We start from the raw sequence: 13513 nt of genomic DNA on the forward strand, positions 1-13513 counted from the left end.
ATGAAACAATACTTGCTAGTTGGTATCCTTTCTTGTTTCACAGCGACATGACTGGCAAAAATTCGTCATTCCTAATATTTTAGGGAGTAATATGGTCCTACAACAAAAATCCACAACTAAGCTATGGGGATGGGCAGAGCCGGGTGAAAAGATTAAAATCACTACTTCTTGGGATAATAAGGTTAGCGAAAACGTTGCCGACGGAAATGCAAAATGGCAGATCGATATCCAGACGCCACAAGCAGGCGGACCTTACAGTATTACGCTTCAAGGAAATAATAAAATAGTCCTTGAAAATATATTGATCGGAGAGGTGTGGGTCTGTAGCGGTCAATCTAATATGGAGTGGTCATACAATCAAGGTATCACAAGTATAAAGGATGAGTTTTCCCAACTAAACACACGTAATATTCGATTGTTTAATATCCCTAAAACAACTTCTCAAACACCACAGGATAATAATGAAGGTAATTGGTCAGTTTGTGACAGTAACGCCATAAAGAATTTTAGCGCAGTAGGTTATTATTTTGGTAAACACCTCAACGAAGATTTAGATGTTCCAATTGGATTGATCGGTAGCAATTGGGGCGGTACACCAGCTGAAGTGTGGACTCCCGAAGAGCTGGTGAATAATAATACGGTTCTCAAAGAAGGGGCAACTAACAATAAACCTACAGCGTGGTGGCCTGTATCGCCAGGATATGCTTACAATGCCATGATTGCTCCACTTGTCAATTATAAAATAGCAGGTACAATCTGGTATCAGGGTGAAAGTAATAAAGAGACAGCATCTACTTATACGGAATTGATCAATACCATGGTTGGATCATGGCGTAAGGCATGGAATAAAGAATTTCCATTTTATTATGTACAGATTGCACCATTTCGTTATGAAAGACATGGTGTCGGAGCTTTATTGAGAGAAGCGCAGGCTAAAAACCTTACTACAAAAAATACAGGAATGGTGGTGATTTCAGATTTAGTCACAGATACGTTGAACATTCACCCTACAAATAAAAAAGATGTAGGTCTAAGATTAGCAAACCTTGCTTTAGTAGAAACCTATGGTCTTAAGAAAGATGCGCACAAAAGCCCGATGTTTAAATCATTAACAATAAAGGATAAAGAAGCTATCCTCGACTTTGATTATGCTACATCAGGATTAGTTTTAAAAGGAGATCAACCAAAGGAGCTTTTTATTGCTGGAGCGGATAAAGTATTCTATCCTGCAACAGTTAAAATAAAAGGAAATCAACTCCTTGTCTCCAATAAACAAGTGAAGGCTCCTGTAGCGGTACGCTATCAGTTTAGTAACACTGGAATCGGAAATATTTTACTAAAAATAATCTTCCAATGGCGCCATTTAGAACAGATAATTGGGAAATTGATACAAGCCCCTTGAAATAATGAAATAGATTTCTGATGGTTGCTTGTTAGCATCATAAATCTATTTGCACCGCTACTTCTTTAGATTAGAATTTCATTAGATATTCATATTTCTGTTTAATTTCCTCTAACCTTTCTTTAAATTTGTGAATTAAAGTAAATTACTATGCAGATATTAGTTGTGGAGGATGATAAACGGATCAGTGATTTTCTAATTAAAGGATTAGAAGAAAACGGCTATTTGGTTACGTTATGTCGGTCTGCAGAAGAAGTCATTGCTAATTACCTCAATATAGCATGGGATCTCTTGATTATTGATATTATGCTTCCGGGAATGGATGGTAGACAACTGGTCAGTACTTTGCGCTATAAAGATTGCCGTGCACCTGTCTTAATGTTGAGTGCATTAAACACGGTACAAGATAAGGTCGATTCTTTAGATATTGGGGCTGATGATTACTTGACCAAACCATTTCACTTTGATGAATTATTATCTCGGATTAAAGCACTGACCCGTCGTAGTCAGATTGGCTTTGACGTTAAAAAAAGCCAATGTATACAGATCGGTTCACTCATGATCGACAAAGATCAATATAAGGTGTTTGATGGGGGACAGGAGGTGGAATTATCACCTCGAGAATTTAAACTCTTGATGTACTTGGTGGAAAATCAGAATAAAGCGGTTAGCCGAATTCAGATTTTAAATGCGGTTTGGGGAATCAATTTTGATAATCAGACCAATGTCGTTGATGTTTATATTTCTTATGTTCGCAATAAGGTAGAAAAAAATCAAAAATATATTTTTACTGTAAAAGGAGTAGGGTATCTATTTAAGTTAGAACAATGAATTTAAAGAACCGACTTTCTATATATGCAGCTTTCATCTTTGGAGTGATTATTTTGATTGCCTCGACGATCATCTATGTGTCTTTTTATACTAAGATGGAAAGCCAGGAATTTCGGAATCTGGAGAGTAAGACCCTCTTATCTGCTCTATTTTATCTGGAGAAAGACGAGGTGTCATTTATCGAACATGAATCGATTAAAAATCAACTTCAGAAGAATATTTCTAAACGCAATATACTGGTTGTGGACTCCCTTAATAGACGCTATGATGGACTGATGGAGGACGATGCTCCAGTTTCTTCAGATTTTTTCGATTTGGTACGTAAACAGGATGAAGCACAACTTAAAACAGATGCTTTTTTTTATAATGGACTTTTTATCATGATAATGAAGGTGATTTTGTTATTGTAACACGGGCGTCAACAGCCGAGTTTCAAGATCAGATGAAACTGTTGTTGCATATCTTATTGGCTGTATCGCTAATTGGATTGATTTTGATCCTGATTTTCTCTCAGTTTCTTGGAAATATTGCTTATGATCCGATCCTCAAGATGATCAGTCAGATTAAGAAAAAAGACAATCAAAATTTCAATGAACCCATTGTATTAAATAAATCCTACCAAGAAGTTCAGGAATTGGTTGATACCTACAATCACTTTGTTGAAAAATTAAGCCAGACCTTTTCTATTCAAAAAAACTTTATCGATTACGTATCGCATGAATTGCGAACACCCCTTGCCGCGATTTTAGGGACATTGGAAGTGAGTAAACAAAAGCCTAGAACTGTCGAAGAGCATGAGCTCGTCAATTTACAGCTGAAACGTTATACCGAAGATCTCCGTGATACGATCGATCATATGATGATTCTATCGGGCGCAAAGACTAATTTTGAGACTAAGATCATACGTATTGATGAAGTACTTTGGGAAATTATTGAGCAACTTACCTTAGTACATGGTGCCCAGATCAGTGTTGATATCCAGGTTGCAGATACCGATATATTAAAAATCGATGCGAATGATAAGCTGTTACAGCTTGCTGTTCAAAATATAATTTTAAATGCTGTCAAGTATTCCAATAATCAACCTATCGTTGTTCATCTCAAATCCCATAGTGGTAAATTGCTTGTTGAAATCATCGACCAAGGAATAGGTATTCTGCCAGAGGAACTTATTCGCGTGACCGAAAATTTTTATAGAGGTGAAAATGCACATGGTTATACGGGTAAAGGGATTGGTCTATCGTTAGCGAATGTTATTTTTAAACTCCATCACATTCGTATGGATATCAGTTCTAGTACAAAAGGGACAATCGTCTCGTTGTATTTCTAATCAAATTCTAATCTACTTCGAAATTCCTGTTAATCTTCTAAGCCTAGCTTTGCTAAAAATAATAAATAGTGAAGATATATTGGTTTATAGGTGTTTTTCTATTGACAGTTGGTCAATCGCGGGCACAGACGTATTCGTTACAGGCATTGAAGGATATGCTTCTGCAGAACAATGGACAACTTATTGCTCAAAAGTATCAGATAGCTGCTTCAGATGCATTGGTCGTACAGGAAAAATTATGGTCTAATCCTACTCTAAGTATTAGTGAAGTCAATCTTTGGAAAAATGGTACCTCAGAGACTTTACCTTATCTGTTTGGAAAATACGGGCGACAACAGCAAGTCGCGGTAGAATTAGAACAGCTGATTGAAACTGCCGGAAAACGTAAAAAAAGAATCAGTCTTAAATCATTAGAAAGGAAAGATGCTTTACTTGATTATGAAGAATTACTTCGTGAATTACAATTTGAGTTAGATGAAGCATATTGGAGCTATATGGCTGTCTCCCGAAAAGAGTCGCTCGTGGATTCCATTGTAAATCTCTATCAGAATTTGGAAAATCAATATAAACGTCAATCCGACCTCAATAATATTCCTAAATCTGATTACCTCCGTATTCAAGCTGCGCTTATCAATTTTGAAAAAGATCGTGTGGAACTTTATGCCGACAAAAATAATTGGTTGACAAAGATTAAAGTTTTGACTCAGAATGAAACGATTGAAAATCTGCAAATTGAACAATCTGAGGTGCCGTTAAATTTATCTCAAAAAATACCCCTTGATATTGAGCATCAGTTATTAGATCAAAATATTGGTTATCAAAAACAAATCAACGAACGTGATAAGGCAAAGCAACAGCTTTTGATCGAAAAAGCTGAAAGAACGCCCAATCTAACATTTCAATTAAGTTATGATCGTGGTGGAAATATTATGCGTGATTTTGTAGGTGCTGGAGTTAGCATGGACTTACCTATTTGGAACCGAAATAAGGGAAATATAAAAGCCGCCGAAAGTATGGCAAAACATGCTGAATCGCAACGAAATGTGTTACTGAGTCAATTGAAAGGACAGCTCAAAGATTTACAGTATCAAGTTGCACTATATGAAGTTACTTTATTAAAATCAAAAAATATTGCTTCGGAAGAACGCAAAGCTATGATTGCTAACTACCAAAAACATTTACAGAAGAAACAGATCACTTTATTGGAGTTTATTGATTTTATAGAAGCTTATCAGGAAACCGAAACGGGTATTGTTGATATGACTTTAGCTTATCAAATGGCACATGCGCAATTACAATATTTAACCGGACAAAAATTTTAGAAAGATGACGATGAAAACCAAACTTATATATTTACCGATGGTCATTTTTATGAAATTGCTATCGGGATGCAGTGCCGATGCCACTTCAAATACAACTGAAGGTATAGCCGATACCACCAAATTCTGTCTCAGTGAACAGATGAAAAAAACAACGACCATAAGCCCGATCGCTTTATTACCCATTACGGAACAATTATCGCTTTCTGGTAAAATTGATTATAATGAAAATGATCTAGTTGCCTTTAGAAGTTTATTGGAAGGTACAGTTGAAAGTGTTGGATTTGAATTGGGAGATTATGTTAAAGCTGGACAAATATTGGCGACGATTAAATCGACACATGTTCAGGAACTCTTTCAGGAACAGCGTAATTTACAAAATCAAATTGTAATGGCGACTAAGCAGTTGCAGACCAAAAAAGAACTGTTGCAGGACGGTATGGTAGCAGGATCGGAGGTTCTGACCAGTGAACATGAATTAGCCAGTTTAAAAATTGAATTGGATAAAGTTCAGCAGATATTAAAAATGTATCGCGCAAAAGGACAGGGATCATTTGAAATTGTAGCGCCTAAGAATGGTTATATTATTCAAAAAGCGGTAAGTGTTGGACAAAGTATTTCAACAGACCAGGATCCGCTTTTTCGATTTCTAATCTGAAGCAAGTTTGGGTGATGGTTAATATTTATGCAAACAATTTAAAATACATCAAAGAAGGTGATGCGGTAAAGGTAAAAACCATCGCACAGCCCGATATTTTTTATGCTGGAAAAATTGATAAAATATATCATGTGTTTGATGACAATGAGCATGTATTAAAAGCTCGTGTGGTACTGGAGAATCAAAATCTACAATTGATGCCAGGTTTAGCGGCCGATATCATTATTGATAAATCCAATGGAGGTGCACAAGCTTATGCTGTTCCTAATGGCGCCATTGTCTTTCACAACAATAAAGAATATGTCGTTATTTATAAAAATGACTGTGCTATTTCTACAAAACGTATCACGACAATTTCTTCCAATGAGCAGTATACATTTGTTCAAGAAAAATTTGATGAAGGCGAACAGATCATCAGTAAAAACGCTTTGTTATTATTTGAACAGTTAAATCCCTAAGGTATGCAAAAGTTAGTTCAAAATATCGTGACCTTCTCGTTGCGAAATACAACCTTTATTCTTTTTGCAACCTTAGCATTGCTGTTTGGAGGTGTCTATGCGCTACGACATACAGCTATTGAAGCATTTCCCGACGTAACGAGTACTCGTGGCCGTATTATTACACAATGGCCTGGAAGAAGTGCAGAGGAGATGGAAAAGCTGGTTACTTTGCCTATATCAAAGGTGATGAATAGTATCCCGCATAAATCCAACATTCGTTCAATATCTTTATTTGGATTATCAGTTGTTACGGTGCAATTTGAAGACGGAGTTGATGATTTTTATGCACAGCAATATGTTTCCAACAAATTAAGCGGGGTCAATTTACCCGAAGGAGCAAGTGCTGAGATTGAACCTCCTTCGGGTGCAACAGGAGAGATTTTTAGGTATGTGATTAAAAGTGATCTTCCATTGAAAGAAGTAACTGCTATTCAGGACTGGGTAATTGAACGTGAGTTGCTTTCTGTACCTGGAGTTGCCGATGTTGTGAGTTTTGGTGGTGAAGAGAAGACTTATGAAATCAAAATTAATCCTACAGAACTCAAAAATTTCGACCTTTCTCCAGTAGATGTCTATGAGGCTGTATCGAAATCAAATGTGAATGTCGGTGGTGATGTCATCGAACAGGGAAGTCAGGCTTATGTAGTACGTGGAGTAGGTCTATTGGATAAAATTGAAGATATTGGGAATATCACAATCAAATTAAACGGTTCTACGCCAATATTGATTAAAAATGTTGCTGAAGTCGTTGTTTCGCATAAACCTCGTCTGGGGCAGGTAGGATATAACGAGAACAATGATATGGTTGAAGGAATTGTGGTTATGTTGCGTGGAGAAAACCCGTCAGCTGTTATTGAAAATCTGAGAGCAAAAATTACAGAACTTAATGAGCGGACATTACCTGATAATGTAAAGATTGAAACCGTTATCGACAGAACCAAATTGGTGGACAATACGGTGAAAACAGTATCTAAAAATCTGGTTGAAGGTATTCTGTTGGTTTCACTGATTGTATTTATCTTTCTTTACAATTGGAAGTCAACCTTTATAGTTGCTTCGGTCATTCCGCTTGCATTTCTGTTTGCTATTATCATGCTGAAAATACAAGGGCTGCCGGCCAACCTAATATCTATGGGTTCTTTAGATTTTGGTTTATTGCTTGAAGGGACGCTTGTTATTGTAGAGACTGTATTTGTAGCCATGGCTACGTTATCACACAAAGTAGGACCCGAGCGTTTTGCTAAAATGAGTAAGCTAGGGGTGATCAAGAAAAGTGCTGGTAGTGTAGCTTCTTACATCTTCTTTGCATTGATTATTCTGATTGTTGCACTACTGCCTATTTTTTCTTTTCAAAAAGTGGAAGGAAAAATGTTTACTCCTTTAGCATTTACGTTGGGTTATGCTTTACTTGGTTCTCTGATATTAAGTTTGACCTATGTTCCAGCGATGTGTAAATTGTTGTTTACCAAAAATATCGACGAGAAAGAAAATGTGATCACCCGATTTTTTCAGAAAACAATTTTCGGGATGTATGCCGTGGCATTCCGTTATAAAAGAACAACCATAGGTCTATTTTTAGGTATTTTAGCTTTATGTCTTTTCAAATTTATGCACTATGGATCCGAATTTTTACCCAAACTCAATGAGGGAGCGATTTACATCCGTGCAACACTGCCCAATAGTGTCAATTTGAAAGAATCTACCCGTTTGACCGCAGAAATGAAAGATTTAATGCAAAAAGATTGCGAAGAAATCGATTTTATTTTGACGCAAACAGGTCGGCCAAATGATGGGACAGATCCGACGGGGTTCTTCAATATTGAGTTCAATGTTCAACTGAAAGATGCCGGCGAATGGAAAAGAAAAGTATCTAAAGAAGATATTATTCAAGAAATGCGTACCAAATTGCATCATTATCCCGGTATTACATTTGGATTCAGTCAACCGATTCAAGACAATGTCGAGGAATATGTCGCAGGTGTGAAGAGCTCTTTGGTTATCAAATTTTTGGTGATGATCTCTATGATTTAGAGAAATATGCCAATAAGTAGCCACATCTATTGCAAAAGTTAAGGGTATTGCCGATATCAATGTGTATAAGAATATCGGACTGCCAGAACTCAAAATACAGTTGCACGATTCCAAGATGGCAAAATATGGGATTCAGACTCGAGATGTTCAGGCTGTTATTGAAATGACGATCGGAGGACAGGCTGCGACAACTTTTTATGAAGGTGATCGACAGTTTGATGTCATCCTTCGTTTTCAAGAAGCTTATCGTGATACCCCAACTAAAATTGGTCAAATTTTAATACCGACCAGTAACGGACAGAATATCCCATTGCAGGAGATTGCGAGTATCAATTATCAAACGGGGCCTGCATTTATATATCGTGAAGGCAATAGCCGCTATATCGGTGTCGGATTTAGTATCGATGGTCGTGACTTGGGAAGTACGATTGCTGAAGCGAAGCAGGTAGTAGCCGCAGAAGTAAGTCTACCAAAAGAAAATCATATGGAGTGGGCAGGGGAATTTGAAAGTAAAGAGCGTGCCGCTAAACAGTTAGCTTTAGTAGTTCCTATCTCTTTAGTGCTGATTTTATTGTTACTGTATGCCAATTTTGGAAATATAAAAGATACAGCCATTGCTTCTCTCACATTACCTTTTGCCTTTATTGGAGGGTTTATTTCACTATGGGCCACAGGCACCATCTTTGGGATATCAGCAGGTATCGGTTTCATCATTTTATTTGGAGTGGCTACGATTGATGGTATTGTACTTATTGGTGTTATCAGAGATAACCTCAGACATAAAATGAAGTTGAAAGATTCCATTATACATGGTGTCCGAAGCCGGATCAGACCTGTTGTCATGATTGCTTTAATGGGGTCAATGGGTTTATTGCCCGCAGCTTTATCAACAGGTATGGGTTCTGAAATCCAGAAACCACTTGCCATTATGATTGTAGGTGGACTGCTGATCTGTCTTGTACTGTCATTTACTATTTTACCAGTTGTTTTTTATCTGGCTTATCGCAAAGAGAAGGTCTAAGGGCAATTAGCTTTTTAACTAAAAGATTTCCAATAGTTTCGTGCTTTTGGAGATCTTTTTATGTAGAATAAGGTGATGCAAATCAATCTGTTATTGTATATAATATTTAAGATGATAGTGGTGTTTTGGAGTTAATCTTAACTCTAAGAGGAATTGGGAAATCGTGTGCGTTATTTCCTTCTAATTCATAATGATACAGCTCTGTAGGGATAGGGTTTAGAAGAATTACCTTAGTAATCTTTATTTAAATTCCTGTATGGTGCGATTAAAGGAATCATATCATTAGTAGAGATATCTACATATTGGACGTTTCAATTCCTGTATGGTACGATTAAAGGAGATTATGCCTTCACTAACGGGATGACCTACATCAAGTTTCAATTCCAGTATGGTGCGATTAAAGGTCCTTTTTATCGAACTTGTGCAATTTTTGCACAAGTGTTTCAATTCCTGTATGGTGCGATCAAAGGTCACAGGCTTATTGTAAAGAACTATGCACTTCGTACGTTTCAATTCCTGTATGGTACGATCAAAGGCAATATGCTGGCCAATCATCAGCAGGTTCCCAGTAAGGTTTCAATTCTTGTATGGTGCGATTAAAGGGTACATACGCTTCAAGTCAGGGAGCTGATTACCCTGTTTCAATTCCTACATGGTGCGATTAAAGGTTATGTGTAACTTCTCGCTTTGCTGTACAAGCATGGTTTCAATTCCCGTATGGTGCGATTAAAGGTAACTGAAAATGACGGAACTTTATAACTGCTAATAAGATCAATTCCTGTTGGTGCGATTAAGGGATGAGGGCACATTAGCTATTGCTATAGGTTCAGCAGTTTCAATTCCTGTATGGTGCGATTAAAGGATTTGGTTTATACCTTATCCCAACAATGGAAATGATGTTTCAATTCCTGTATGGTGCGATTAAAGGCCTCGTGTCCTAGCTCTGTTATTAACCAGTGTCTTGTTTCAATTCCTGTATGGTGCGATTAAAGGATTGTCATCTGTATTTTACAGGCTATGAACTGTCTTGTTTCAATTCCTGTATGGTGCGACTAAAGGTAAGAATTTGCTTGAGATAATAGATAAGATAAAGAAGTTTCAATTCCTATATGGTGCGATTAAAGGCAAACTTATCAACATCATTTAACGCCCGGGCAACCTCGTTTCAATTTCTATATGGTGCGATTAAAGGGATCCGAAAAACAAACGGTCTGTTTGATCTTTTATGAGTTTCAATTCCTGTACGGTGCGATTAAAGAAAATGGACGTAACGCCAGTAAACACAGCGGGAATAAGTTTCAATTCCTATATGGTGCGATTAAAGGCCATTCATTAGTTTGATTAAATCCGTCTTGATACTCGTTTCAATTCCTATATGGTGCGATTAAAGGCAACTTGCAAACAAGGATCTCGCAGAATTAAAACCGTTTCAATTCCTATATGGTGCGATTAAAGGGGCGGACGTAACGCCAGTAAACACAAGCGGAATAAGTTTCAATTCCTATATGGTGCGATTAAAGGGAGAGTACAAAAGAAGACACTTCTGTAACTAACTTAGTTTCAATTCCTATATGGTGCGATTAAAGGTCGATATAGCCTTCGGGTAAAGTGGTATTTGCACGTTTCAATTCCTATATGGTGCGATTAAAGGATCAACGGCATGTCCGTAACCGTCTGCTTTTATTGTTTCAATTCCTATATGGTGCGATTAAAGGGAATGAAAAAATACATTTTTATAGGATTGTTATTACTGTTTCAATTCCTATATGGTGCGATTAAAGGACATTCAACCGATCAACACATGATATGAGCTTCTTAGTTTCAATTCCTATATGGTGCGATTAAAGGGCTAGAAGCAAGCGGGTATCAACTACCGTATGACGGTTTCAATTCCTATATGGTGCGATTAAAGGTTCAATTTTAAAATCACTAAACTTTTTCATGTGAGTTTCAATTCCTATATGGTGCGATTAAAGGTCGTCTCTTATTTGCCTTTGTCTTTCTGCGTCCCTTGTTTCAATTCCTATATGGTGCGATTAAAGGTTAGATCTTCTGATACAACTGTTTTGTTTACTACGTAGTTTCAACTCCTATATGGTGCGATTAAAGGATCAAACATTGTATAAAGTTCCATAACATCAACTCAGTTTCAATTCCTATATGGTGCGATTAAAGGGCTTATTCTTTTCTAATGCATATAATAGTCCTCCATAGTTTCAATTCCTATATGGTGCGATTAAAGGGTTTTAAGAGCAGATCAGTGCCTAATAACTTAACATGTTTCAATTCCTATATGGTGCGATTAAAGGCTGTTAGAGCTATTGAAACAAGGGTGTTTCTCATTATGTTTCAATTCCTATATGGTGCGATTAAAGGTTTCCAAACCAAATCGACCCCCTCGGTCGCCACAAATGTTTCAATTCCTATATGGTGCGATTAAAGGTAGGGCTATTAGGAAGCTAGAAGGGGTTATATTGTTTCAATTCCTATATGGTGCGATTAAAGGATCTTCTGCTAGTAGATAAACAAACTCAATCTTCTTGTTTCAATTCCTATATGGTGCGATTAAAGGTTACATCCCATTTGTTACCTTGGCTGTAATCCACTCTGTTTCAATTCCTATATGGTGCGATTAAAGGCATGGCCTCATAGTACCGTATTCATCTGTTGATTTTGTTTCAATTCCTATATGGTGCGATTAAAGGAAAAGTTATTGTTACATTCATAAAATTCATACGCAAGTTTCAATTCCTATATGGTGCGATTAAAGGCGGAGGGGGAATTGCCTACCTAAGAACTTTTACTTCGTTTCAATTCCTATATGGTGCGATTAAAGGGGGTCAATTTCAGTATGCACCCACGTTTCAAAATCGTTTCAATTCCTATATGGTGCGATTAAAGGCCCTGTAACCTCTAAAGACCCCAAGCTATCAAACTCGTTTCAATTCCTATATGGTGCGATTAAAGGTCTTCAAGAACACGTTTAGCTGTAATATCCGTCGCTTGTTTCAATTCCTATATGGTGCGATTAAAAGGTAGTTAGATCACCCGTAACCGGGTTGTCAGTTATGTTTCAATTCCTATATGGTGCGATTAAAGGTCACAAATAATTTACAATAACATTTACAATCTCTAGTTTCAATTCCTATATGGTGCGATTAAAGGTCAATAAACCCGTAATGCTCGTTATAAGCTAGGATAGTTTCAATTCCTATATGGTGCGATTAAAGGTAAGGAACGAATTAGCAGGATGCGAAGTAACGCAGTTTCAATTCCTATATGGTGCGATTAAAGGTCTTAGGCTTTTCTTATGTTTCTTTCTCCATCTTTCTGTTTCAATTCCTATATGGTGCGATTAAAGGTGGAGATCCCACACACTATCACGCCCAGTAGAAAAGGTTTCAATTCCTATATGGTGCGATTAAAGGAGCAAATGGTGTTGTATCACAAGTGAAGTTCATCAGTTTCAATTCCTATATGGTGCGATTAAAGGATCTATATTAGCAACAGCACGTGCGCAGGCTGCTTAGTTTCAATTCCTATATGGTGCGATTAAAGGTGATGTTGATTTTGATTGGAGAAATGGTGATAAAATGTTTCAATTCCTATATGGTGCGATTAAAGGCGGGGCTTATCAAAAAGCTAAAATAGCACAGGTATTGTTTCAATTCCTATATGGTGCGATTAAAGGATCGTTATTTTATCGATAGGAATCGATTTGTATTAGTTTCAATTCCTATATGGTGCGATTAAAGGTGTAGCAAACTTTGAAACTACCCTAATTGTAATATGTTTCAATTCCTATATGGTGCGATTAAAGGTTTTAACAAAAATACATCCCGTACCTCTTAAAATTGTTTCAATTCCTATATGGTGCGATTAAAGGAGAATACAGGTTACAAACAGCCGAAAAGGTGTATTGTTTCAATTCCTATATGGTGCGATTAAAGGCGTTTTTTAGTTTATTTGCTCGTGTTCGTGTTTCGTTGTTTCAATTCCTATATGGTGCGATTAAAGGACCACATCCGCAAGCGCAAAGTTGTTTATCATATTTGTTTCAATTCCTATATGGTGCGATTAAAGGATATTAACATCTATTTCAAAGTCATCTCTTCTAGTGTTTCAATTCCTATATGGTGCGATTAAAGGCCATTACTTCAGCCTCATCGGATGTAAATTCAATGTAGTTTCAATTCCTATATGGTGCGATTAAAGGCAACTAGATGAGAATAGTAAGCAAAGGTTATATCAGTTTCAATTCCTATATGGTGCGATTAAAGGCACTATTGTATTTGTAAGGGTGAAATATGCTCTTTCGTTTCAATTCCTATATGGTGCGATTAAAGGCTTAATCAGCCAGACGCATTGTGGTCATTGTCAAGTGTTTCAATTCCTATATGGTGCGATTAAAGGCATTATGG

General features: G+C 37.0%; 10 protein-coding genes and 1 CRISPR repeat array. All 10 genes read left to right on the forward strand.

What is annotated here, in order from left to right:
- Positions 1–19: 19 nt before the first annotated feature.
- The 10 genes from L950_RS20585 to L950_RS37515 all read left to right on the forward strand — a co-directional run bounded on the left by L950_RS20585 (position 20) and on the right by L950_RS37515 (position 9692).
- Complete coding sequence (locus L950_RS20585; protein WP_021190959.1) at positions 20–1402, forward strand: sialate O-acetylesterase; 1383 nt, start codon at positions 20–22, stop codon at positions 1400–1402.
- A 150-nt stretch (positions 1403–1552) separates the two neighbouring features.
- Positions 1553–2233 (forward strand): response regulator transcription factor, encoded by a 681-nt coding sequence (locus L950_RS20590; protein ID WP_021190960.1) that lies wholly within the window; start codon positions 1553–1555, stop codon positions 2231–2233.
- Positions 2230–2643 carry a hypothetical protein gene (locus L950_RS30900; protein WP_197086596.1) on the forward strand — a complete coding sequence of 138 codons (414 nt, stop codon included), beginning with the start codon at positions 2230–2232 and terminating at the stop codon, positions 2641–2643. The genes L950_RS20590 and L950_RS30900 overlap by 4 nt, the downstream gene beginning before the upstream one ends.
- Before the next feature lie 41 nt (positions 2644–2684).
- Positions 2685–3563, forward strand: coding sequence for a sensor histidine kinase (locus tag L950_RS20595; RefSeq protein WP_231577743.1), 879 nt, complete (start codon positions 2685–2687; stop codon positions 3561–3563).
- 68 nt (positions 3564–3631) lie between these two features.
- Positions 3632–4885, forward strand: coding sequence for a TolC family protein (locus L950_RS20600; RefSeq protein ID WP_021190961.1), 1254 nt, complete (start codon positions 3632–3634; stop codon positions 4883–4885).
- Positions 4886–4895: 10 nt separating this feature from the next.
- Entirely contained in the window at positions 4896–5540 is a 645-nt protein-coding gene (locus tag L950_RS35855) for an efflux RND transporter periplasmic adaptor subunit (protein ID WP_197086598.1), read from the forward strand.
- A gap of 14 nt (positions 5541–5554) precedes the next feature.
- On the forward strand, positions 5555–5998 hold the full coding sequence (locus tag L950_RS35860; protein WP_031288858.1) for an efflux RND transporter periplasmic adaptor subunit: 444 nt from the start codon (positions 5555–5557) through the stop codon (positions 5996–5998).
- A 3-nt stretch (positions 5999–6001) separates the two neighbouring features.
- Positions 6002–8071 carry an efflux RND transporter permease subunit gene (locus L950_RS20610; protein ID WP_262507160.1) on the forward strand — a complete coding sequence of 690 codons (2070 nt, stop codon included), beginning with the start codon at positions 6002–6004 and terminating at the stop codon, positions 8069–8071.
- Between the two features lie 61 nt (positions 8072–8132).
- A complete protein-coding gene (locus tag L950_RS35865; protein ID WP_262507161.1) occupies positions 8133–9092 on the forward strand; it encodes an efflux RND transporter permease subunit in 960 nt (319 codons plus the stop codon).
- A 360-nt stretch (positions 9093–9452) separates the two neighbouring features.
- Positions 9453–9692: a hypothetical protein gene (locus L950_RS37515; protein WP_410528146.1), complete on the forward strand. Its 240-nt coding sequence runs from the start codon at positions 9453–9455 to the stop codon at positions 9690–9692.
- 232 nt (positions 9693–9924) lie between these two features.
- Positions 9925–13505: a CRISPR direct-repeat array (repeat unit 30 nt; unit sequence GTTTCAATTCCTATATGGTGCGATTAAAGG).
- Positions 13506–13513: the final 8 nt, after the last annotated feature.

Origin of the sequence: Sphingobacterium sp. IITKGP-BTPF85 (genome assembly GCF_001006065.1) — a bacterium.
GTDB classification, from domain to species: Bacteria; Bacteroidota; Bacteroidia; order Sphingobacteriales; family Sphingobacteriaceae; genus Sphingobacterium; species Sphingobacterium anhuiense.